This is a genomic window from Candidatus Nitrotoga fabula, from assembly GCF_905221025.1.
Taxonomy (GTDB): Bacteria; Pseudomonadota; Gammaproteobacteria; order Burkholderiales; family Gallionellaceae; genus Nitrotoga; species Nitrotoga fabula.
Window position 1 is genome coordinate 98152 of sequence record NZ_CAJNBL010000040.1, and the last position, 22884, is coordinate 121035.

Below are 22884 nucleotides of genomic sequence, written 5' to 3' on the forward strand. Positions count from 1 at the left end.
TAAACAGTTGTTGTTTGAATAAAACAGTTACAAAAGCTGTTGGCATCCCGGTAACCGCTGTACATCCTGCATAGAATGACTCCCCCATGTAGCAGGACTTTTCAGGATTGCTTCCCGGTTTTCCCCCGCGCCTGCGGGAATGTTTAAACCGGATGTGTCTAGCGTTAGACACCTGGGTGGTTTTCTGGAGTTGCCGCACCCGCGGGAATGTCCTACGCTCAGTAGTTCAATTAAACCACTCCTTCGTACCCCCACCATGTCCGCGGGAATATCCTAAAAAATCCTAAAAACCTGACTGTCCTAATTAGGACAGTACCCTTTTCCTCCGCACTCGCGGGAATGCCCTATCTAAAATTGTGTTCGGTATCGAACATACTTGAAATTGAATTCAGCATATTCTGATAATTGACCAGAAGTGTCCGGGTTGTGCTGGATTGCTCGGTTTCTGGCAATGAGCAGCCAGAAAATTGAAGTATAGGCTGGCAGGCAACTGTCATGACAATAAGGAGATATCGATGACCAGGATTCTTGTTCTATATTACAGCATGTACGGTCATGTTGAACTGATGGCGCGGGCCGTGATGGAAGGTGCGAAAGAGGTGGATGGCGTGGAGGCTGTAATCAAGCGGGTGCCCGAAACCATTCCCGAAGAGCAGGCGCGGGCAATAGGCGTGAAACTTGATCAGTCCGCCCTGATTATGGAGAACGTGGAAGAACTGGCTGATTATGATGGAATTATCTTCGGCACACCGACTCGCTTCGGCAACATGACTGCGCAGATGCGGAATTTCCTCGATCAGACCGGAAAATTGTGGACGAGAGGCGGGTTGATCGGAAAAGTCAGTAGTGTCTTTACTTCCAGTGCAACACAGCATGGCGGGCAGGAAAGCACGATCCTGTCTTTTCATAACACGTTGCTGCACCATGGCATGATTCTCGTGGGTTTACCCTATTCCTGTGCATTACAGATGCGTACCGATGAAATTACCGGCGGCTCGCCCTATGGAGCCAGCACCATTACCGGTGGGGACGGTATGCGAATGCCCTCGGCCAATGAACTGGATATGGCTCGTTTTCAGGGAAGACATGTTGCAGAAATCGCAAAGCGTCAGTCTGGAGGTTGATTGCAGGAAGTATTGTGATGAATCGCCTTGTGTTTAGGTAAAAAGGATATTTCATGGATAGCAAAAGTCATATCGCCTACTTTACGATGGAAATCGGGGTGGAGGATGGCATTCCGACTTATTCAGGCGGACTGGGGATACTTGCCGGAGATATGGTGCGTTCGGCAGCGGACCTGGAAGTTCCAATGGTAGCGCTGACCCTGCTGCATCGTAAGGGGTATTTCCGGCAAAAACTGGATATATCCGGCACGCAGATTGAGGAGCCGGTTTTATGGCCGGTGTCTGAGATGCTGATTGAAACAGAAGCGCGTTGCAGTGTGGAGATCGAGGGTCGCACCGTTTACCTACGGGCATGGAAACGCGAGGTAAAAGGGGTGAATGGTTATGTTGTTCCCGTTTTTTTTCTGGATGCCGCATTGCGGGAAAATTCGGAGTGGGACCGTACGCTGACCGATTATCTTTATGGTGGAGATGAGCACTATCGTCTTTGCCAGGAAATCATTCTCGGGATTGGTGGCGTGAGGATGCTGCGTGTTCTGGGCTACCGCGAAATCAAGCGTTACCATATGAACGAAGGACACGCCGCTCTGCTAACCCTGGAACTTGCCCATGAGCTTGCCAGGAAGGCGTGGGAATTGGCTTATGAGCCGGTCAGGCAAGTTGTGACCGCTGAACTGATCCATTTGATCAAGCCAATGTGTGTTTTTACAACCCATACCCCTGTTCCAGCAGGGCATGATAAATTTCCTCTGGATCTGGTGCATCGCGTTCTTACCGATTATCACAGTGCTTTCGGTGAACGTGAAAAAGAATATTGTCCGGAAGGAATGCTGGACTTGACGTCTCTGGCAGTGGATAACAGCCACTATATCAATGGGGTAGCCAAACGGCATGGCAAGGTTACCCAGCGTATGTTCCAGGAGCACAAAATTGATTTCATTACCAATGGGATACATGTCGCCACCTGGACATCACAACACGTGGCCAGTCTTTTTGACCAGTACATCCCTGGGTGGCGTGAAGACAATACCAGCCTGCGCCATGCGATCAATATTTCCACGCAGGAAGTCTGGCAGGCGCACCGGCGGGCAAAAGTGGAGCTTTGTTGATCAGATAAACCGGAATATTGCTGTCGGCCTGGATTTCGACACGTTCACGCTTGCCTTTGCCCGGCGCATGACCGCTTATAAACGTCCCGAACTGCTGTTTCAGGATAGTGCAAGGCTGGTAGATATCGCTGAAAAATCGGGTGATATTCAGATTATTTATGCAGGGAAGGCTCACCCCAATGATCAGCAAGGAAAGGATATCATCCGGCACCTGCATCAGATCAAGGAAGCGCTGAAAGGGAGGTTGAGAATCGTTTATCTTGAAAACTACAGTATCAATCTGGCCAGATCGTTGGTGGCAGGTGTTGACCTCTGGCTGAATACACCGCAGCCTCCGCTTGAGGCATCGGGTACAAGCGGCATGAAGGCCGCCATCAATGGTGTTCCCTCCCTGAGCGGGCTGGATGGCTGGTGGGTCGAGGGATGTATCGAGGGGGTGACAGGATGGGCCATCAGCCAGGATCAAGGACTGGAAGAGCTCGACAGGAGGGCGATGGATGCTCAGTCCCTTTACAGCAAACTAGAGACGACCATTATTCCCATGTTTTACAATGAGCAAGACCGATATGCAGAGGTGATGCGAAGTGCTATTGCACTGAATGGCTCGTTTTTTAATACTGAACGCATGTTGAACCAGTATGTTGCCAAGGCCTATTTCAAGTAAATGTACCCTATCCGGCCATTCAGACCGGAAATATGATATTCGTGTTCCGTATGGTTCAGATTACAGAATCCATGATGGCTGAGCAAGTTGCCAAACTGGTGGTTCTTCCAGACAACTCGTCATCCACCTCGGTGATTACAGCAAGTTGCTCTGGAGCATGGACCATGCGGGGGATTGCTCGGCTCGAACGCCAGCTGGATACCCTATCATGGCCTGGTGGAAGCAGCTTCGTGATCGATGGCTCAGCTATATCTGCGCTGGATACTACAGGCGCGTGGTTATTGCACCGGATAGTTCGCGCAATGGAAGGTCGCGGGTCCGCAGTAAAAATTTTTGGTTTGCGTCCCGAATTCAGTGTCCTGCTACAGTTGGTCGCATCGCGATCTGTGTTGCAGGAAAATGGAGCCCCGCCCCGGGACAGGTTTTTGACGAGAATCGGGCAGCGGTACTGGCGTGGTGTAGCAGGGCTTTTCGCCATGCTTTCGTTTATCGGTGAAACTTCGTTTATCCTGCTGCGTTCTCTTGTCCGGCCACGCATTATCCGCTGGCGGCCGATCCTTCATAATATTCAAGTTTCCGGATTTGAGGCATTGCCGATTGTGGGTTTGATATCGTTCCTGATGGGACTTGTGATTGCCTATCAGGGCGCGGATCAATTGCAACGCTTTGGCGCGAATATTTTTATTGTTGACCTGGTAGGGTTGTCGATGATGCGCGAACTTTCTCCGCTGCTGACGGCGATTATTGTTGCCGGCCGTTCTGGTTCTGCTTATGCTGCACAGATCGGTACGATGCAGGTTACGGAGGAAATTGATGCCCTGCGCACCATCGGGATTGGTGCCATTGAGATGCTGGTGCTTCCCAAAATGGTTGCGCTGATCATTGTCCTGCCGTTGTTGACAGTCTGGGCCGATATTGCCGGGGTATTGGGCGGCATGGCAATGGCCAGCTTCAAGCTTAACGTAGGGTATGGCGTTTTTATCGATCGTATCGGTAGTGCAGTGAGCCTTTCCTCATTTCTTACGGGTGTTGGCAAAGCGCCGGTATTTGCTGCGATTATCGCAATGATTGGTTGCTATCAGGGTTTCTGTGTTACTGGCAGCGCTGACAGCGTCGGCCGCCAGACAACAGTGAGCGTGGTACAGTCCATTTTTCTGGTGATTCTGACTGATGCTTTGTTTTCGGTTGTGTTTAACTGGCTCAATATATGAATGACGGGAAGAGGCCAACGCAAAGTTCCGCTGCAGTGATCGATATTTGCGATCTAAGGACTCGTTTTGGTAACAGGGTAATTCATGACAATATAAATCTGAAGGTCTATCCGGGGGAGATATTCGCTCTGGCGGGTGGCAGTGGCAGTGGGAAATCGACATTGTTGCGTACTATTATCATGCTGTTGCAGCCGGAATCAGGTTCGATCCGGGTGTTTGGCCGGGAAGTGGTTGGCCTGAACGACGAACAGGCTTTGCCTTTGCGGCGGCGCTGGGGTGTGATGTTCGAGCGCGGGGCATTGTTCGGTTCACTTACTGTAATCGAGAATGTCAGTATGGTGTTACGTGAGCATACATGTCTCAGTGTCCGCATGATCAAAGAGATCGCTGCGATGAAGATTGCACTTGCAGGCTTGCCTGCAGATGCGGGGTGCAAATATCCCGGTGAATTGAGCGGGGGGATGCGCAAGCGTGCCGCTTTGGCACGAGCCATTGCGCTGGATCCGGAATTGCTGTTTCTGGACGAACCTACCGCGGGTCTTGATCCTCTTAGCGCGAGTGGCATAGATGAACTGGTGCAGAGCCTGCGAAATGCGCTTGGATTAACCATTATGATGATCACGCATGATCTGGATCTGCTGTGGAGGACGGCGGATCGTGTAGCGGTACTGGGGGATGGGCATATCCTGGGATTGGGATCCATGCAGGAACTCTCACGGTTGGAACAACCGGTCATCAGGGAATATTTTTATGGACCGCGCGGTCGTGCAGCATGGGAGCAGGCATGGAAGAAAAAATAAACCTGGCTGTGATTGGGGCTTTTGTGCTGGTGTTGGGTGCAGCCACCATCGCTGGAGTGCTCTGGTTCAGCAGCGGGAAATATTTTAATAAGGATCAAGATTTTTATCTTACCTACATAGACGAGTCGGTATCGGGATTGAAACTCGATGCGCCGGTGAGTTACAGGGGGGTAGAAGTTGGTCGTGTGCATAAGATCATACTGGCGCCGGGAAATGTCGAACAGGTACAACTGACGCTGGCTGTCGAACATGGTACTCCGGTTAAAATCGATACTGTGGCTACCCTTCAGACACAAGGATTGACGGGCCTGGCTTTTATTGAATTGAGCGGAGGGGCCAGCAGTTCCCCTGAATTGCAAAAAAAAGCAGGTGAGGAATATCCTGTGATCAAATCAGGATTTTCTCGTATTAAACGACTGGATGTTGCGCTTACGGGTCTGATTGCCAATGTCGGCCGGTTTAGTGAGAATCTCAATGCCTTGATGGGTGAGGATAACCAGAAGGCCGTGAGAAGTGCTCTGGCAGATATCGAGGTTTTGTCCCATACCCTTGCAGCACGTTCGGTTGCGATCGATTCCAGCCTGGTTAATGCGGCACGCACCCTGGAAAATACTGCACAAGCAAGCAAAGAACTGCCGCTCTTGGCGCAACGTATACAACGTAGTGCAGATTCATTTGACCGCATGACTAATGAACTCGCCCGGACAGGGGTGGGCGCGCGGAATGCGATTGACGGTACCCGGCAATTTACCAGTGAGACGCTACCGGAACTGCATCAGATGGTTATTGAGTTGCGTGCTTTAACCGGTTCATTGCAGCGATTCAGCAGTGAACTGGAACAGAATCCGGGTGTCCTGTTGCAAGGCAGGCCTAAAACGAGGCGGGGGCCAGGGGAATGATGTCATTAATTTTATTCAGTGATCATTGGATCAAGCCATGAGACTGCATTCACCAAAGTGCAGTGTTCTTCGGATTTTCCTGGTCTTCACATATGCCATGCTGTTAGCCGGATGTAGCATTCTGCAGACGTCTCAAGTGGAAAATCACCGCCTTTATCTGCTTGATTCAGATACATCTGTCAAGACGCTTTATTCAAAGCGGGATGCTGTCCTGGCAGTCAGCATGCCGCGTGCGCGCCCTGGATTTGATACGCCCAGGATGGCATATCTGCTGCAACCTCACGAACTGGAATATTTTGTGGTTAACCAGTGGGCAGATGCCCCATCGCGCATGCTGGGGCCATTGTTGGCTCAAACGCTTGACCAGACGGGAAGTTTTAGAGCGATTGTGCTGAACCCAAGCTTAGTCTCTGTTGATTTAAGATTAGACACTGAACTGGTGCGTCTGCAGCAAGATTTCGGAACAAAACCGAGCAGGGTGAGATTCACGCTGCGCGCACAATTGATTGATGTCGCTGGCAAGAGAGTAATTGCAGCGAGGGTGTTCGACGAAACGGCAAACGCTATTCAGGATGACGCATATGGTGGTGTTATCGCGGCGAATCAGGCAGTTCAAGGTGTGCTGATTCAACTGGCCGAATTTTGCATCAGTGAGTCAGGACGACGATGGTCTGGTGAGTTGCACCCGCAAGAGATCAATGGTGTACCCATGCGCCATAAAAATGGCGGTGAAATGAAATAAACAGGTATGAAATGTACCGGGTATGCAGTGATCTTTTAGTAAAAGGATGAAAATTTCATCCATTGGTACTATGATGAAAGTACTGGGAAGGAGATACAGTTTTATTTCGGGCAACTACATGCTTTATCAGTTGTTTTAATCGCGGGTGAACAATCATGGCACGGGGCGAAACCAGCGGGATGCTTTTCAGTGAATCAGGGAATAATAATATCTATATTAGGGAGGTGAACATGAAATATTCAGGATTAGCCGTATCCTTTGCTGTATTGATGATGTCTGCTTGCGGGAATAAGAGCGAACAGGAGCCTTCATCAGTTACAGCCCCGCCATCTCCCACTGAACAAGATTCCAGGGTTGCTGTTGAGCAGCCTACACCTTCACCTGCTATCATCACTCAGGCTCCGGTAACGACTGAACAGCCTGCAAAGGGTGATTCATCTTCCATTTCTGCAAAGAAACCCGAGAAAACAGAGTCCTCCCCCATCGCTCCGAAACTTGTCCTACCTGTGAAACCGCAAAAACAACCGGAAGTAAAGGCAGCGGAAAAATCAGAATTGGCTGTCAATGCTGTGAAAGCGCCTGTTCCGGAAAAAATGGAAATTCCAGCCAAGGCAAATGCCGAAGGGAAAGAAGGGGTGCTTGGCCGCGAAGAAGGCTTGGCTCTGGCGAATAAGAGCGGTTGCCTGGCTTGTCACAAGATAGAAACAAAACTTGTGGGTCCGGCGTGGCGGGATGTGAGCAAGCGTTACCAGGGTGACCCGGGCGCCAAGGCGCATTTGATATCCAAAGTAAAATCCGGTGGCAAGGGTAACTGGACAGATGTAACTGGAGGAATTGCCATGCCGCCGTATTCTCCCCGTGTTTCAGATGCAGACATTGAAAAGTTGGTGTTGTTCATTTTGTCACAGTGAATGGACCTAAGCCATGGTTGATGGAGTTTGACTAATTTTTCAGGCGTGAGGGCAATTGGCTGAACTACTACGGGAAATTTTGCAAACGAATGGACATAGAGCCTGTTTTCTGCAGAAGTTTCCTGTGTAGTCACATGTGGTGTGGGCACATGTGCGTTAGAGTCTGGCCTGTATATTTGCATAATTTAATGTCATCAAAGTGTTATTAGGGATGACTGCATTCGTGGCTACTGAAATTGAGCTGAAACTGACCATTGATCCTGCGCATGTAACTCGCTTGCGAAACCATCCCATGCTGAAAACGGCGGGACAGGAAAAATCTCGCCGTAGAAAACTATACAGCGTCTACTTTGATACGCCCGATCGGGATTTATACCAGTCGGGCATTGCTCTTCGATTGCGCCGCACAGGAAGATGCTGGATGCAGACTGTAAAGGGAGGAGGAAGTTCGGAGGGAGGGATGCATCAGCGCCAAGAGTGGGAGTGGCCAGTGCAGGGCATGGAGCCTGAACTGATACCGGACGCAGCCCATGCTCCCGCCAACCTACTGACGCCAGACATACTAGTACGGCTGCGGCCGCTGTTTATCACTGATTTCTGGCGTACTGTATGGAAGCTTAGAACAATCAATGGTGACGAAGTCGAGCTGGCGCTGGATCAGGGGGCGGTGTTTTCCGGAGAAAAAAGTTTTCCGATTAGCGAGGTAGAACTTGAACTTAAGGTGGGCGCTGCATCAAGTTTGTTCGAGGTGGCCCTAGCCATACAGGAGCATGTCTTTCTTCGGGTAGAAGACGTAAGCAAGGCCGAGCGCGGATATCGTCTTCATGGCGGAGAATTGCCCTTGCCCCGTATGTCGCGGGAGGTTGAACTGGTATCAGAAATGTCTGCAGAGCAAGCCTTCCGGTGTATTGTACGGGAGTGCATCGGGCAACTGCAGGGCAATGTGGCGGAAATTGGGCGAATCCATAATCCGGAATATCTGCATCAGGCACATGTCGCGACCCGAAGATTGCACATGATCCTCGGGTGGTTGGCTGTTCGGCTGCCTGATGCCACCGATAATGTAATGGAGGAATTGCGATGGCTGATGGGCTGCCTTGGGAAAGCAAGGGACTGGGATGTGTTCATCAGCCAGACGCTACCGCAAATTGCTAATGAGATGTCTGATAATCAGACGCTGCAGAGGTTGCGGGAAAATGCTGTCGGGTTATGTCATGCCCAGTATCAGGAAGTGGTCGGAGCAGTTCTGTCGCAGCGTTACACACGGCTGGTGTTGAAACTCGGGCTCATAGCCGTGCGTCAGGCAGACCAGGATGGAAAAAGGGCCGCGATATTAGAAAGGCTGGCCGGGCAGATTCTCTCCCGCCAGTACAAATGTCTACGTCGCAAGGGACGCAAATATGCTGCGATGAGTCCGGCTGAATATCATTCCCTACGCATAGCGGCCAAGAAGCTTCGTTATGCTGTAGAGTTTTTTGCTTGTCTTTATCCGCGAAAGCGAGCCCGACATTTTCTTTCGGTACTGGCTGCGCTGCAGGACTCGCTTGGAGAATTGAATGATGCTGTGGTTACACAGAGACTGCTTGGCGAACTGCATGTTACCCGTGGGTATGGCGCGGGTATCGTTTACGGATGGACTGTCTGTTCAGCCAGGTGTGGCTTGCAAAAAATGCATTTAGTATGGAGTGAGCTCATGCGGAGAAAACCGTTCTGGCAATAGGAATTCCGTTGAAAATAAGGGGTGTTTTTGATTTTTTAAAGTCTATAGCAAATATTATCAATGTCAGGGAAACAGCATGAAGCTTGAAGTTCTGGGCTGCAGTGGAGGTATCGGGGGGGATCGGCGTACCATGGCGCTGGCTGTGGGGCAGGGGATCCTTATTGATGCCGGGTCCGGTGTGGGTGATCTGAGCCTGGAACGAATGATGGCGATTGAGCATGTGTTTCTTACTCATTCCCATCTGGATCATGTAGCTTTCTTGCCTTTTCTATGTGATGCCACTCTGAATTTGCGTCAAGGACCGCTTACTGTCCATGCGTTGCCGGAAACTATAGCGATGCTGAAAAAGTGTCTCTTTAATTTTATTTTATGGCCTGATTACAGTGTCATGCCAAGCCCGAGTAATCCTTACATTGTGTTTGATCCAGTTGAAGTGGGCCGGAAGATGCAGATTGGTTCTTGTGGCATTATTCCACTTCCAGCTCAACATTCCGTGCCGGCAGTGGGTTACCAACTGGACAGCGGCAGGACAAGCATGGTCTACAGTGGGGACACTACCCTGTGCGCAGCGTTCTGGAAAAAGCTTGAAGCGATAGACAACCTTACTGGCTTGATCATTGAGAGCACGTGTCTGAACAGTAATGCGGAGGGAGCAAGGATCTCCGGCCACATGACCCCTGATTTGTTGGTGCTTGCATTGCGCCAGTTTCGGCGCAATATAGATATTTATGTCGTTCACATGGAACCTGGAAGGGAGGATGAAACCATGCGTGAGATATATGCAGCCATAGGCGTGTTGCGCCCGGTAATGCTGAAGCGCGGTGATGTACTTGAATTCTGAATAATTTGTGAATAACGGGTATGTATCCACTATGCAGGCTGATTTTTTTAGTTTTTGGGGGGCGGTTTGGATCTGATTTTATGGAGGCATGCGGACGCTGAATATGGCATGCCGGACGAGGCAAGGAAACTGACCGCAAAAGGTGAACGGCAGGCACAGCAGATAGGGCGATGGCTTGCATCCCAACTTCCGGAAGATGCACGTATTCTGGTCAGCCCTGCAAAACGGGCTCAGCAGACTGCGTGTGCCCTGAATCGGCAGTTCGAAACCCGTGGAGAGGTTGGGACCGGGGCATCGGTTGAATCGGTACTGGAGATAACAGACTGGCCGAAAACTGTGGGTGCGGTGGTTGTGGTCGGGCATCAACCTACTATGGGGCGTATCGCAGCTACCTTGCTTTCTGGAACTGAGGAAAACTGGATTGTAAAAAAGGGCAGTGTATGGTGGCTTAGCAGTCGCGTGCGTGAAGGCAGGCTAGAAATCATACTGCGTGTGGTGATGTCTCCGGAGTTTCTGTAGCTCAGGAAGTCAATCGAATTTTAGTTTTCAGGGTTGGATAATTCTGGATTACGGATACGCCCATTTATTGCGACATCTGGACTTAAATAGAATTTCACTTGTCGTGCAGGAGAAAAAAATATTTTCAGTCTATGAACATGTTTGCTGGCCAGTTTGATTAAGGGTGAGGATCTGGCTTGATTCTTGGCTGGCCTTTGGTGGTAGGCTGATAGGTATGCCCAGTATCCAAGTAAGATAGTTTTTCATTTCAAATGTATTGATCACGTGAAAGAATAACTTCATTAAGGATAAATTCTGGTCAACGGTTGTTTGAATACTGCGTTTTCTAAGAATAACCTGCCTGGGACTCGAACCTGGAATTGTTTGATCTTGTTCAGCATAACGATTCAGGCAGAGGGTAATTCATAAATCAATTTTTCGTGCTTGAAAATATGGGGAGATCATGAGAACTTCGAAAATAAACCGTCCTGTGATGATTATCACGATTCTTTTATTGTGTGTATCGACCATCGGGACTGCTTTTGCCGGGGGACGCCATGGGCATTTCGGCATTTATCTCGGAGCGCCTGTTGGTTTTGGCTATTATCCATATTACAGGACCCCGTATTTCGGAGCACCATATTATGGTTATCCATATTACGGGGGAATGCCGTATTATTATCCTGCCCCCGCATATTACCCACAGGTTCAGTCTGCCCCAGTAATATATACTGAACGAAGCGATAGTCCGCAAACAACCAATATCCAGACTTCTCCTGGAAATGTCTCTCAAAACGTTCAGCAATCTTGGTGGTATTACTGCGCGGATACCAAAGCTTATTACCCCTATGTTCAGCAATGTTCAGGAGGTTGGATGAGGGTTGCACCGCAGCCTGCCCCCGGCTCAGGCAATCAGCCAGCAATAATAAATGCACCTGCACAATAATTTATTGATTAAATAATACAAAATTTCAGGAATGGTTGTTTTGGCGTAAGCCGATAACCGTGCCCGGAAAATATCTGGAATTGTATTCATCTGATGTGAGAAGGGAGCAGTCACTCTTGCTGCATAGCCGGAAATATATGCTGGCTTAGGGACAGTGTTCCTGAAATCTGTCAGCAAGAGGATTTCAGGTAAGAAAATGAGTAAATTGTAAGCGGTCTGTATCGAATTTATCTTCATGATGGTTCTTTTATCGCTGCCCGGGCGAAATTTTTCAGGTTATTTAGAGCAGCATACTTAACGCGCCTTCAGAAATCGAAGGCTCCTGGTGTCCTATAAGTGTTAACTATAAGACTATCCATATACCCAATTGGCCATTCGTTTTCCATCTCTTGGCATATCACCTGAATCGTGAACTTTATGCAGAAGATCACTTTGTACCGCCTTTAGCAGAATAATTCGGTAAGATTGTGTCTGTAGCGTATTATCTGGTTAGCGTGCGAAATTAGGGTAAGAAATTAAACATGAAAATTCACGAGTATCAGGCCAAGGACATCCTGCGCCAGTATGGTGTCTCGGTGCCGAGAGGAGTTGTTTGCTTCAGTGAGCACGAGGTCATTGCTGCAGTACAGCAGCTGGGCGGTTCCAGATGGGTGGTGAAAGCTCAGATTCACGCTGGTGGGCGCGGGCAGGGGGGCGGAATCGGAGTGGCGAATACGATTCAGGAAGTAAGTCAGTTTGCTGGGAAGTTTCTTGGGATGAAACTGGTTACGCATCAGACAAATGCAGATGGGCAAGAGGTTCGGCAGGTATTGGTTGAAGAGGGTGTGCAGATTGCAAAAGAGTATTATGTAGGAATGGTAATCGATCGGAGCAGGCAGCGTATTGTTTTAATGGCAAGTAGTGAAGGGGGGATGGAGATCGAAGCTGTTGCTGTCCGCTCGCCTGAAAAAATTCATAAGGTATGGATAGATCCCGGGACAGGGTTGACAGATGGAGAGATTGATAATATTGCGAGGCTGATTTGCATGCCAGCTAATGCACTGGATCAGGTACGTATCTGTCTGCATGGATTGTACCGTGCTTTTGTTGAAAAAGAAGCAATGTTGGTGGAGCTGAACCCTTTGGTGCTAACGGAAAATAAGAATTTGCTGGCGTTGGACGCAAAAATTAATTTTGATAGTAATGCGTTATTTCGTCACCCGGAGATTGTAGCGTTACGTGATCTGAATGAAGAAGATCCCGCCGAAGTGGAAGCTTCGGCATTTGGTTTAAGTTACATTTCGCTGGATGGGAATATAGGTTGTCTGGTAAATGGTGCCGGATTAGCCATGGCAACCATGGATATCATCAAATTGTATGGAGGATTGCCGGCGAATTTCCTGGATGTTGGCGGGGGGGCGAGCAAGGAAAAAGTTACAGAGGCATTCAAGCTGATGTTAAAAAACCCGGATTTGAAGGCTATTCTGGTTAATATATTTGGCGGGATCATGAAATGTGATGTGATTGCCGAAGGCGTGGTGGCAGCAGCGCGCGAGGTTCATTTGAATGTGCCCTTAGTGGTGCGGCTGGAAGGCACGAATGTGGAGATCGGGAAAAGAATTCTCGCTGAATCCGGTCTGCCCGTTATTTCGGCCGGCAATATGGCAGAAGCGGCAGCGAAAGCTGTTGCAGCCGCAAAGGGAGCGTCATGTCCATTTTGATAAATAAGGATACCAAAGTTATCACCCAAGGTATGACAGGGAAGGTCGGCCAGTTTCATACTATGCACTGCAAGAATTATGCAAACGGAGCCAATTGCTTTGTTGCCGGGGTTACTCCAGGAAAATCCGGGCAAAGCTATGAAGGTATACCAATATTCAACACCGTGGTAGAGGCACGCAGGGAAACCGGGGCTAGTGTGTCGGTGATTTATGTGCCCCCTGCCCATGCTGCCGCCGCGATTGACGAGTCCGTGGAGGCAGAAATGGAACTGGTGATATGCATTACGGAGGGTATTCCGGTACACGACATGCTGCGTACACGTTATAAAATGCAAGGTAAAAAGACGTTGTTAATTGGCCCGAATTGCCCCGGATTGATCACTCCGGATGAAATCAAGATTGGTATCATGCCCGGTCATATCCACCGCAAGGGTCGCATTGGAGTGGTCTCCCGTTCTGGAACGCTGACCTATGAGGCAGTCTGGCAGCTGACAGAGCTAGGGTTCGGGCAATCTTCCTGCGTAGGAATTGGCGGTGATCCGATCAATGGCATGAAACACTTGGATGTAATGAAGTTGTTCAACGATGATCCGGAAACGGATGCAGTGGTAATGGTGGGAGAAATTGGCGGCAGTGATGAAGAGGAATGTGCGCGCTGGATCAAGATGAATATGCAAAAGCCTGTGGTTGGTTTCATTGCGGGTATTACAGCCCCTCAGGGCAAACGTATGGGGCATGCCGGGGCAATTATTTCCGGGGGACAGGGAGGCGCAGAGGCCAAGCTGGCAGTGATGGAAGAATGCGGTATACACATTACCCGTAATCCTGCGGAAATGGGCAAAATGATGAAGCAGGTTTTAAAGGGGTAACCCTGGAATGCCTGCTATGATCCATAGACAGATTGTTGTGGACAAATATGAAACAAGAATCATGTGTAATTTGGTAGTTTCGATTTGATCTGAAAGTAGGGCATTGTTGGTTTTTCCAGGTCGTTGGAAATCTTCAGTGCCACATGTTGTGGATTTGCGCAGACGATGATTAAGTATTTGTTCCTGTTAATCGTACCCTGAAAACAGGGTGGTGCCAGTGTCTGCCGTTTCTATCTTGGAAAGTATGGGCCTGAATTAATTAAGGTGGATCAGTGTCCGTTTGGTAATGCTTTCATCTCTCTGTTATTGCAGTGCAGGAGTCATACATGCTGGTCTTCAAACAGCCAGCGTGCTTAGATGATTTTCAATTCAGGCTGTTTGGAAGATAGCCTTTACTGTCGAGTTAAATCAGCAGGAACTTCGTGTTTGAGCCAGTACATTTTTTTAACAAGTCAGGAAACCGCCGCTTGCCGGAAGTTCGAACCAGAAGACGCTTCCTGTGCCTACCGTGCTGTCTACACCGATGGTTCCACCCATTTGTTCGGTAAGTTTTTTTGCCAGTACCAGGCCGATGCCCGTACCCTCTATTGGGCCGGTTTCCTGCCCCAGGCGATTAAATGGCTGAAACAGTTGCTCCAGTTTGTTCGCAGGTAATCCTTTTCCGGTATCCCTGATGCTGATGCGAGCCTGATTTGGGGTACTTGCAGGATTGCAGGCTATTTCAATTATTCCGTTTTCACAGTTATATTTGATCGCATTGGAAAGAAAATTGATCAAAACTTGCTTTACACGAATCCGGTCAGCATAAAGCAGCAGTGATTGGTCGGGCTGATAAAAGCTGATGGTAATGTTGCGCAGTTTCGCCTGTGTCTCCATCATGGTTACACATTCCAGAAGAAGATCGTGCAGTGGTATCCACATTAGCGATAGTGAAATTCTGCCGGATTCGATTGCCACCAGGTCAAGAATTTCATTGATCAAATCCAGTAAATACCAGCCGCTGCGAACAATTTCCTTGATTCGCCCCGTCTGAATTAGGGTCGGCGCAGGCGGACCCTGCTCCAGCAACTGGGCAAAGCCAAGGATGGCGTTGAGCGGGGTACGGAGTTCGTGGCTCATGCTGGAAAGGAATTCCGATTTGGCACGGCTGGCATTTTCTGCAGCAATTTTAGCGTTGCTGAGTTCAGTGATGTCGATGTAGGAACCTACATAATGAGTAATGTTATTGTTTTCTCCCCTGACAGTGGAAATTGTAAGCCACTTAGGATATAGCTCTCCATTTTTGCGCCGTCCCCAGATTTCTCCGTGCCAAGTCCCAGTATGGGTAATGGTCTCCCACATCGTATGGTAAAAATCTGTATCATGACGGCCAGATTTGAGCAGCCGCGGGGTCTGCCCCACAGCTTCTTCAGCAGTATAGCCGGTGGTTTCGGTAAAAGCCCTATTGACTCGCAGAATTATTCCGCTGGCGTCGGTGATCATAAGGCTTTCTTGCGATTCGAAAGCTACTGCAGCGATTCGAAGTTCGGCTTCTGTCCTTTTTCTTTCAATTTCATTGGCCTGCAACGTGTTTTGCATTCTTGAGAGGCCGGCAATCACGCTGTTTTCCATGCCGGGTTTGATGGTGGTGTCTGTGGAAAAGTCACCGCGTTCAATTTTGCTGATCTGCGCTTGTACTTCGTCGGCAGAGCCACCGAGCGTTGCGTGTAGGGACGCATAGGATCTCCAGAGCATGAGGGAGACTGCAAGTGCGGCTACAATTAAACCCAGTCGTAATTGGAAGGCATTTTTCTCGGCATCATTGACGGCAGCCAGCGTTCTTTTATTGATTAAAAGGTAGACGTCGTTGATGGGTTTCATGACTTTAGCCATGGCTTTGTGATAATTTTCATCACTCAGGATTTGAAATGCTTGCTTGTATCTGTCAGCTGCATTTGTGCTGTTATTTGCTTTACCCTGTTCCATTGCTTTCTGTTCCAGTTTGGCCAAGCTATCTGAACTGTTTTTCGCATCGGTTAGTTTGCTCAGTTCCTCATCAGTCAAATTAGATTGGCGCATCAAATCCAGTAATGCTGTACCCTGACGGTCACCGGCAGGCGGGGAGACTGCATTCCCGAGCACCATGTCCCAATAAACATAGAAATATCCGTCCGGTCTGGAAATTTTGCCATCACGGATGTCCAGTATGTTCTGATGGAAACGCTTATAGAGGGGGTTTCCATTCATCAGGTAGATTTTTGCCATGCGTGCTAGATCATTGGATGACTGACGTAACTGATCGACAAGTTGAAGCGCGATCAGCCGTTGCTCGTTGGCGCGATCTATTTTCTTTTCAGAAAAAATGTACAAATTGAAAGTAATAAAAAGCGTAAAGACTGCGGCGGTGGTCAGTACAATATTAATAAGTGTTACATTGCTGAAACCTGTCTTGTGCAACATTTTTCAGTATCCTTTTCTTAGTCCTGGGGATGGCCCTGATGACAAAAATCATTAGCAGGTCGCTGCAATTTTATAAATAATCCATGATAATGAAATTGTAACGGTGTTGAAATGCCGCTAATATTTGGTGTGCATGTATTTCATTAAGCGACATAATGTCAATTTATTGGGCATGAAGGTCAAATTTTTGATATCTGACCTGAAGTTGTACTGCGATTCCTGACAGGACGTATGGATGGATCGGCGTAAGCGAAAATATGTAAAGCATACTGAAATTGTGGGGTAATGATTTTATGATGGAATTCTTAATGAATTTTTTTGAGTATATCGAGAAGATTAGGGTATACGAGTATGAATTTATATGGTGCAAATAAACATTGCATTAGAGCAGGTAGAAAACAGGTTTTTTTAAATATTAAGATAAAATTCAAAGGAGTAAGCAATGCGTTTTTTTACACTTAATCCTCCAGTGCATATTAAAACTGTTGGTGGTGGCGATGCCACGATTACAAGTATTGAATCAGACCCACCGGATATTTTTATCGGAACCCTGAAAGTTCCTGCGGGCACATTTAATGTTTCCTGGGATGAAAATGGTTTTTGCCGCAACATGGAGCCGACTGCTAACTTGGCTCCTGGCTCTGGCGAGTTTCAAGCGCTCCTTAAGGAAGCCAGGGAATTAGGCTTATAACATGGTTGCATATTGGGGAATGGGGTACTCAAACAGGATGAATAAATCCGACTTAAAATATCAGCGGCTAATCCGTTGTTTGGAATATATCACTTTTCATATCCAAAATCTTTAGGATTGACTATTCATATGAATAGTCAAGGTGTTGCATGGTGCTGAAAATGGTGGTATGGCTTGTGCCGGAGGGCTAGGAGTTAATTATCAATCACAAGGTTTAAACCACCGGCTTTAGCTGCGACAATATGCCACCCGAATGGAGGTGTGATATAGAATACAGATATGGCAGTCATACGGTGTTTCAAATTGAGTAACCCTATAGCCATCAAAGTGACTGGCAATCAAGCGTGGGATGAACCCAAGCCGGAAATATTTCTCGGAGAGATGTGAGAACGAGAATAACAGCTTCGGTATGACCCAATGAATTCTACTCTGGAATTTCGGGAGTAAACGTACAAGCAGGCAAAACATTAATACTGGAAATACCGGAGGATGGAGTGACCCATCCCAATCATTGAACCATGCCGCTATGATAATCGTGCTCTGTCGAGAGCCGCGCCTTTAAAATTAGTGCTCGGCTGCCCCGTATTGTCCGTAGTAAGTGATTCAGTCCCTGCCGTGACCTTTTCCATGGCGTCGGTCATGACCATGATGATGGTGGTGATGCTTGACTTTCCGGTCATACCCACGGTTATATCTACCGTCATAATTTCTTCCTCCGTCATAATAACCGCCATATCCCCCCCATCCGGCATTTTCATATCCATAGAAGCCAGGGGCGTACACGTTGTTATACCAGTTGTCCTGAACGAAATAGACAGGCATTCCGCAAGCACCATATCGGTAGCAATGTTTATGCCAGTTTTTCCGGTGGCCTGGCGGTACATGCAAGTAAACCGGCTGGGGAGTTACTTGCATTGGCTGGACAATGACTGGTGCAGGGTAGAAAACTGGAGGACGAGGGTAATTTCCGATGTCGATCCGTCCATACATGCCGGGTTGATCGATGCTGATGGATACTCCAACTCCAACATCGGAAGCCCATGCCGGAACCGAGAAAATGGCAATTGCTGCTGCGAATAGAAATCGTTTCATGGTAAAACTCCTTTTTCTCCGGAGAGATGCAGTTACAACGCATCATTACCCAAAATGGATGACAATGATATCAATCAATTGAAAGTGTTTCTGAAGAAGCTGTATTTTTCAATGAATTTTTTTGTGACTTGTATTGTGTGCCCATTTTAGTAGATTGCAATATTTTTAGTATTGGCTATTTGTCAGAGTGCAGTAGAGCTACGAGGAAATTGAAAGTTCCATCCTTGGCATGTCGGACTACTGCGGTGGGGTCGCGATCTTGTTCTGAACCCGGCGAGGTGCGTTCCAGCAATCGGACTCACTTTGTAACGATTGAATAGAATATGTTCGGGTTCGTGCCATCTTCCTGCGGCGTCATGCGGGCAACGCATAAGATCAGGTTTTTATATCATTCTGATTATCATGTAAAAAACAGGTCCGGCAGCACGGGCCAAGTGGCAGAAGAACCGAGCACCTGCAATTTACTGTCCAATCATGTCAAATGATTTAGATCGGGTTTGTTTTGTATTCTCTATTTTTAACCCAGTTTTTTTAATTCTTGCAACTGCCATGATTACTTCGGCTATGGTTGTCTTATGGGTTGCAGCGACTGCAGTAATTTCTGTTAGTAGTTGGGCCATCCCTTCGCTCTGGGCAGTTAATGCTACAGCAGGTGTTTTACCGGATTTAAGAGTTTTAAGTTTTTTCAGTTTGGCTTTGGCATCGGCGATTTTCTGATCAATGGTTTTACGGGTGTAAGTTGGCATTATGAGCTCCTGTATTGTTGCAGTATGGTGAAATATATAGGGAACGGGGTATTCTTCATGTTCCAGCAGTAAATGAATTTTTGATTTTAAGCAGTAAATGCTGACCTCCAGCCAGTATAAGGCCAACAATGGTGCCGCATGCGATATCCCCGAGCAGACCGATTGTCCAATGTGGAAATTCTATATGAAATATATGGGTAATGATGCCCCCGGCCACGGCCATCATTGCAACCATGCCTAATGGACCGAGAATTTTAAGAATTATGGGCGCAGCATTGGCCATCCTGTAGCCCAATTTCTTTTTGAGGCCATTGTCAGCACGTGCCAAAGCGAGTCCCATGTCATCCAAACGGATGATGACTGCGATGAGCCCATATACACCTACTGTCATGACGAAGCCAACCAATATGAGTACGGCAATTTTATAGCTTAAAGAGACATCTCCGATTGCAGCGAGGGAAATTATTCCCATTTCCAAGCTTAAAATTCTGTCAGTATTGATGGCGCCCCGAACCTTCTCGTCTTCGGACATTGGGGGTTCTATGACGGTATCAGGTGATGGGTGCAACATGCTCAGAAGGCCTTCACCACCTTCATAGGCTAAATAGAGCCCCCCGATAACAAGTGCAACCGTAATTGCATCGGGCAGGAGGTGTCCGGCGATAAGCAGCAAAGCACCCAGCCAAATTTTATTTCGTGCGCTACCCTTCGTGATGCGCCAGAGTGCAGCTAGTTCCCTGTTCGGTGAAATTCCCGAAATTTGACCAGCACCGACAGCCAGATCATCTCCAGCTACGCCGGAAGTTTTAACGCCAGCTTTGGCAGCTAAAATGGCTACATCATCGGTTGCTGCAGCTATTTTTGCGCCTTGAGCAGCAAGGTCATCTGCAGCTGCAGCAGCCAACTTGCTGGCATCACGAAGAACAGCGAAAAAAGCGGGGGTGGGCATATTTCTGAAGATTTTTAACGAACTTAATTGGATTTTATTTTTTTGTTAAATATCGTAAAGTATTTATTATCAAAATTTCATATGTGCAAAAGATTTGGCAATCTGTAAATTCAACAAAAAAGACTCATGGCGTTATTATGCAAGGCATGCATATGAATTTTCCAACCAGATAATCCATGCCACAAAACCGGTATTATTACCGATACTCTGAATCAGCGTGGTTGAATTCAGATTGTATGTAAGATGTATCTACTACAATTGTATAACTTGCAGCGCTGTTGAATGGATCATTATTTCGGTACGATCTGTGCATAACTGTCATTGTTCATTCTGATGACATGCAAAGAAGCATGGTTTTCTAATATGTCCGTTGTGTGCATCATGGTGCAAATGAATTTTTTGTGGCTGAGCTATAGGGGGTATGGGTTTAAGTGCAAAAAAATCGGTTGTTCATCAATAAAAAAAGATTTTCTGAACCTTCCTGCGTGCTTATTTTTAAAAGGGTCAAGTTGAACTTTCTCTATTCATTACTTTCCAATATTTGGAAGTAAACGCCTGTATAAGATTGATATCGGGTTGCAATTTGTCGTTTACAAACGGCGGCTGTAGCAGGTTAGTATCTGTTTCAGGATGTAAGGTCGCGGTTGGAAGGCTACAATTCCAACCGAATCTCATGTGATGGGGGATTATCTATGATTAAGTTTGTTTGTAGGTGTTCCTTTTTGCTTCTGTTTACGATCAGCGCTGTTTGTCTGGCAGAAATTGTGCCCAACGGGAGTTACATTGAAGATTCTATGAACTTGCATCGCAGTGATGTAACAAGAGAAACCCAGGTCAATGCAGTGCGAGCGCCCTTTCATTTCAAAGGGGTTGCGTCAAGTATTTCATTTTTTATGGCTGCCAATGGTCTAGCTAATGTGCAGGTGAAAGTGTCGCCTGAGCTGGAAAAAAAGGCTGTTGGAGCGGAAAATAAAACCAAGACCTGGAAACAGTCGAAGTCCGAAATGAAAACCAGGGCAGAGAAGAGATCGAAATCTTTGAAAAATGCGAAAGCAAGGGAGGAAGTCAAGGTAGCAGATCAGGAACGGGTTTTTGAAAATTTTTCAGAAGAACAGTTGGTTGCAGAAGAAGAGGCTCTGCTTGTAGCTGCTCCTGTTGCCGATATAGAGAGTGTAGAGCTGGATGAACCTAGAGTGGATGAGCAGGCCCAGATCAATGCAGCCAGAATTGCAGAAGAATATAAAATTGAGACCGAATTGAAGCAACTAGTGGCGCAGGCAGAAAAGGAGGAAAGCGAAAAAAATGCCAGGGCTGCGCAACAGGAACAGGAAGCAATTCTGGAGGCAGAGCAGCGGGAACAGCAAGAGATTTTAAATGCGAGTGAAAAAAATGCAAGCGAAAGACATGATGCCGAAAAAATGGCGCGGGACGAAAGAATTAAATCTGAGCAAAAGGCAAGAGAGGATAGAATTGCTGTCGAAAAAATGGCGAGGGAAGAAAGGCTTAATGTTGAGAAAATAGCACGGGACGAGTGGATTAAATTCCATCAGAATTTAAGTGAAATTGATCGACAAACGGTAATGAACTATAAAGAAAAAATTGTTACCAAGATTCGTCATAACACCGTGAAATTACACGGAATTCCTGCCAGAATGTCTGCGAGATTCAGTGTGACTATCAATCAGGATGGATTGATAGCCAGTGTTAAAAGACTTAAATCGAGTGGTAGCGTGGCGTACGACTTTATGGTGGAACGAGCTATACAACAGTCGCAACCATTACCATTGCCTCCGGATCCCATATTGTTTGAGAATTTTCGCGTACTACATGTGAAAGTGGGAGCTGACAGCTCAAACAAATAATACTATGTTCTTGGCTTACAGGCACCCTGTGCTGAAAAACTGCCTTGGCTTTTGACTGTACATATCCAGGTGCTTTTAGTACAGCAGTCCAAGAACTGCTGCCCGAATGGCAGCAGCGGTCTTGTTGTTGGCGTTCAGCTTGACCATGGCATTGTTGATGTGAAAATTGACTGTGCGCTCAGCGATCCTCAGTATGTCTGCAACTTCACTGGATGTTTTACCTTCTGCTGTCCAGCGCAGCACTTCGATCTCGCGGCTGGAAAGTGTCATCCCGGCTTCGGGTAACATTTTGGCTGTCAGGCAACGCGACATGCCAAAGTGAGCAGTTTGCGCAAGCCAGCTTAATTCTGAAGTTTTGGCGCGTAGCTCGCTGGTCAATAATTTTTCCCCGGAACGTGCCAGTGTCAGCATTCCGCTGATGCCCTGTGCATCCCTGCAGGATTGCACCCATCCATGTTCAAGCCCGTGCGCCCTGGCGTCCTCCCACAAATCACGTGCGGATGAAAATAGTTTATCCGACCAGATGAAAGGCAGTGTTGTTTGGTTTCCAAGTGCAATAGTCGGGTCAATTGCCAGATAGTTCTTTGCCTTATAGCTGGCTTGCCAACCAGATGGATAATTATTGAACATCTCTGTTTTGGGGGCAGAGATCGGCAGAGGCATGCGAATGCCATAGGCGCAGTAATCGAAACCAAGTTCATGCGCCAGCAATTGGATGCGCTCAAAAAGATCTGTTGCGGAATCACAATTCAACAGCGACTGGATCTGTTCCTCTTGCCAAGTTTTCATTATTCCCGCTTTGAATAGTAATGCCTTAATTTCAGGCACTTGTAATATCACTGTAATATTTGACAGCATAGTCAAATGTACATTAACAGTATTATCTTACTTCTTTTTCCACTTTGTTGATAATTTTCAGGAGAGAAAATCCCATGGCACCTTACCATCAGCAACCAGCAAACCATCTCAGGCAGGAAAGCTCCGGCCTTATCCACCTTTCCCGGGACGGCTATATCCGTCTGGCATACCAGACATTCCGGAAATTCGAAATGACCTGTCTCTACTCCGGCC

General features: G+C 47.6%; 20 protein-coding genes. 15 read left to right on the forward strand and 5 right to left on the reverse strand.

Translation table 11 applies throughout. The annotated features are described in order from the left end of the window. Nucleotides 1-515 precede the first annotated feature (515 nt). The 13 genes from wrbA to sucD all read left to right on the forward strand — a co-directional run bounded on the left by wrbA (nucleotide 516) and on the right by sucD (nucleotide 14034). A complete protein-coding gene (gene wrbA / locus KJA68_RS08860) occupies nucleotides 516-1124 on the forward strand; it encodes an NAD(P)H:quinone oxidoreductase (protein ID WP_213036574.1) in 609 nt (202 codons plus the stop codon). Nucleotides 1125-1177: 53 nt separating this feature from the next. Then, the gene (glgP, locus tag KJA68_RS10990) at nucleotides 1178-2233 is read left to right on the forward strand and encodes an alpha-glucan family phosphorylase (protein WP_213036575.1); all 1056 of its coding nucleotides are present in this window, start codon (nucleotides 1178-1180) and stop codon (nucleotides 2231-2233) included. Then, nucleotides 2166-2897, forward strand: a complete 732-nt coding sequence (gene glgP / locus KJA68_RS10995; protein WP_213036576.1) for an alpha-glucan family phosphorylase — start codon at nucleotides 2166-2168, stop codon at nucleotides 2895-2897. The genes glgP (KJA68_RS10990) and glgP (KJA68_RS10995) overlap by 68 nt, the downstream gene beginning before the upstream one ends. A gap of 50 nt (nucleotides 2898-2947) precedes the next feature. After that, entirely contained in the window at nucleotides 2948-4108 is a 1161-nt protein-coding gene (locus tag KJA68_RS08875; protein WP_213036577.1) for an ABC transporter permease, read from the forward strand. After that, on the forward strand, nucleotides 4105-4908 hold the full coding sequence (locus KJA68_RS08880) for an ABC transporter ATP-binding protein (RefSeq protein WP_213036578.1): 804 nt from the start codon (nucleotides 4105-4107) through the stop codon (nucleotides 4906-4908). The genes KJA68_RS08875 and KJA68_RS08880 overlap by 4 nt, the downstream gene beginning before the upstream one ends. After that, nucleotides 4893-5807 (forward strand): MlaD family protein, encoded by a 915-nt coding sequence (locus KJA68_RS08885; protein WP_213036579.1) that lies wholly within the window; start codon nucleotides 4893-4895, stop codon nucleotides 5805-5807. Before KJA68_RS08880 ends, KJA68_RS08885 begins: the two co-directional genes overlap by 16 nt. Nucleotides 5808-5943: 136 nt before the next feature. Continuing rightward, nucleotides 5944-6549, forward strand: a complete 606-nt coding sequence (locus tag KJA68_RS08890) for an ABC-type transport auxiliary lipoprotein family protein (RefSeq protein ID WP_213036580.1) — start codon at nucleotides 5944-5946, stop codon at nucleotides 6547-6549. Between the two features lie 230 nt (nucleotides 6550-6779). Then, on the forward strand, nucleotides 6780-7460 hold the full coding sequence (locus KJA68_RS10945; protein ID WP_246487133.1) for a c-type cytochrome: 681 nt from the start codon (nucleotides 6780-6782) through the stop codon (nucleotides 7458-7460). A 223-nt stretch (nucleotides 7461-7683) separates the two neighbouring features. Beyond that, nucleotides 7684-9180, forward strand: a complete 1497-nt coding sequence (locus tag KJA68_RS08900) for a CYTH and CHAD domain-containing protein (RefSeq protein ID WP_213036581.1) — start codon at nucleotides 7684-7686, stop codon at nucleotides 9178-9180. Nucleotides 9181-9256: 76 nt separating this feature from the next. Then, the gene (locus KJA68_RS08905) at nucleotides 9257-10021 is read left to right on the forward strand and encodes a 3',5'-cyclic-nucleotide phosphodiesterase (protein ID WP_213036582.1); all 765 of its coding nucleotides are present in this window, start codon (nucleotides 9257-9259) and stop codon (nucleotides 10019-10021) included. A 66-nt stretch (nucleotides 10022-10087) separates the two neighbouring features. Further along, complete coding sequence (gene sixA, locus KJA68_RS08910; RefSeq protein ID WP_213036583.1) at nucleotides 10088-10540, forward strand: phosphohistidine phosphatase SixA; 453 nt, start codon at nucleotides 10088-10090, stop codon at nucleotides 10538-10540. Between the two features lie 1446 nt (nucleotides 10541-11986). Next, complete coding sequence (sucC, locus tag KJA68_RS08915; protein WP_213036584.1) at nucleotides 11987-13165, forward strand: ADP-forming succinate--CoA ligase subunit beta; 1179 nt, start codon at nucleotides 11987-11989, stop codon at nucleotides 13163-13165. After that, nucleotides 13153-14034, forward strand: coding sequence for a succinate--CoA ligase subunit alpha (gene sucD, locus KJA68_RS08920; protein WP_213036585.1), 882 nt, complete (start codon nucleotides 13153-13155; stop codon nucleotides 14032-14034). The genes sucC and sucD overlap by 13 nt, the downstream gene beginning before the upstream one ends. Before the next feature lie 444 nt (nucleotides 14035-14478). On the opposite strand, the gene KJA68_RS08925 is transcribed toward sucD, so the two are convergent. Further along, the gene (locus KJA68_RS08925) at nucleotides 14479-16473 is read right to left on the reverse strand and encodes a PAS domain-containing sensor histidine kinase (protein WP_246487134.1); all 1995 of its coding nucleotides are present in this window, start codon (nucleotides 16471-16473) and stop codon (nucleotides 14479-14481) included. A gap of 442 nt (nucleotides 16474-16915) precedes the next feature. Here KJA68_RS08925 and KJA68_RS08930 point away from each other — a divergent pair, with 442 nt between their 5' ends. Continuing rightward, nucleotides 16916-17164, forward strand: coding sequence for a hypothetical protein (locus KJA68_RS08930; protein ID WP_213036586.1), 249 nt, complete (start codon nucleotides 16916-16918; stop codon nucleotides 17162-17164). A 603-nt stretch (nucleotides 17165-17767) separates the two neighbouring features. Here KJA68_RS08930 and KJA68_RS08935 read toward each other — a convergent pair. The 3 genes from KJA68_RS08935 to KJA68_RS08945 form a co-directional block, all read right to left on the reverse strand. Beyond that, a complete protein-coding gene (locus KJA68_RS08935) occupies nucleotides 17768-18256 on the reverse strand; it encodes a hypothetical protein (protein WP_213036587.1) in 489 nt (162 codons plus the stop codon). Between the two features lie 461 nt (nucleotides 18257-18717). Beyond that, the gene (locus tag KJA68_RS08940; protein WP_213036588.1) at nucleotides 18718-19002 is read right to left on the reverse strand and encodes a hypothetical protein; all 285 of its coding nucleotides are present in this window, start codon (nucleotides 19000-19002) and stop codon (nucleotides 18718-18720) included. A 55-nt stretch (nucleotides 19003-19057) separates the two neighbouring features. Beyond that, a complete protein-coding gene (locus KJA68_RS08945) occupies nucleotides 19058-19906 on the reverse strand; it encodes a DUF808 family protein (protein ID WP_213036589.1) in 849 nt (282 codons plus the stop codon). A gap of 689 nt (nucleotides 19907-20595) precedes the next feature. Between KJA68_RS08945 and KJA68_RS08950 the strand changes: the two genes are divergently transcribed. Next, complete coding sequence (locus KJA68_RS08950; RefSeq protein ID WP_213036590.1) at nucleotides 20596-21813, forward strand: TonB C-terminal domain-containing protein; 1218 nt, start codon at nucleotides 20596-20598, stop codon at nucleotides 21811-21813. A gap of 75 nt (nucleotides 21814-21888) precedes the next feature. Here KJA68_RS08950 and KJA68_RS08955 read toward each other — a convergent pair whose 3' ends face one another. Beyond that, nucleotides 21889-22602: an autoinducer binding domain-containing protein gene (locus tag KJA68_RS08955; protein ID WP_213036591.1), complete on the reverse strand. Its 714-nt coding sequence runs from the start codon at nucleotides 22600-22602 to the stop codon at nucleotides 21889-21891. Nucleotides 22603-22884: the final 282 nt, after the last annotated feature.

Excerpts from the sequence above, each read along its gene's own strand:
- KJA68_RS08955 (WP_213036591.1), bottom strand. The coding sequence starts at position 22,602 with ATGAAAACTTGGCAAGAGGAACAGATCCAGTCGCTGTTGAATTGTGAT.
- KJA68_RS08875 (WP_213036577.1), top strand. The coding sequence starts at position 2,948 with ATGGTTCAGATTACAGAATCCATGATGGCTGAGCAAGTTGCCAAACTG.
- KJA68_RS08885 (WP_213036579.1), top strand. The coding sequence starts at position 4,893 with ATGGAAGAAAAAATAAACCTGGCTGTGATTGGGGCTTTTGTGCTGGTG.
- KJA68_RS10945 (WP_246487133.1), top strand. The coding sequence starts at position 6,780 with ATGAAATATTCAGGATTAGCCGTATCCTTTGCTGTATTGATGATGTCT.
- KJA68_RS08905 (WP_213036582.1), top strand. The coding sequence starts at position 9,257 with ATGAAGCTTGAAGTTCTGGGCTGCAGTGGAGGTATCGGGGGGGATCGG.
- glgP (WP_213036575.1), top strand. The coding sequence starts at position 1,178 with ATGGATAGCAAAAGTCATATCGCCTACTTTACGATGGAAATCGGGGTG.
- wrbA (WP_213036574.1), top strand. The coding sequence starts at position 516 with ATGACCAGGATTCTTGTTCTATATTACAGCATGTACGGTCATGTTGAA.
- sucC (WP_213036584.1), top strand. The coding sequence starts at position 11,987 with ATGAAAATTCACGAGTATCAGGCCAAGGACATCCTGCGCCAGTATGGT.
- KJA68_RS08880 (WP_213036578.1), top strand. The coding sequence starts at position 4,105 with ATGAATGACGGGAAGAGGCCAACGCAAAGTTCCGCTGCAGTGATCGAT.
- sucD (WP_213036585.1), top strand. The coding sequence starts at position 13,153 with ATGTCCATTTTGATAAATAAGGATACCAAAGTTATCACCCAAGGTATG.
- glgP (WP_213036576.1), top strand. The coding sequence starts at position 2,166 with ATGCGATCAATATTTCCACGCAGGAAGTCTGGCAGGCGCACCGGCGGG.
- KJA68_RS08940 (WP_213036588.1), bottom strand. The coding sequence starts at position 19,002 with ATGCCAACTTACACCCGTAAAACCATTGATCAGAAAATCGCCGATGCC.
- KJA68_RS08925 (WP_246487134.1), bottom strand. The coding sequence starts at position 16,473 with ATGTTGCACAAGACAGGTTTCAGCAATGTAACACTTATTAATATTGTA.
- KJA68_RS08935 (WP_213036587.1), bottom strand. The coding sequence starts at position 18,256 with ATGAAACGATTTCTATTCGCAGCAGCAATTGCCATTTTCTCGGTTCCG.
- KJA68_RS08930 (WP_213036586.1), top strand. The coding sequence starts at position 16,916 with ATGCGTTTTTTTACACTTAATCCTCCAGTGCATATTAAAACTGTTGGT.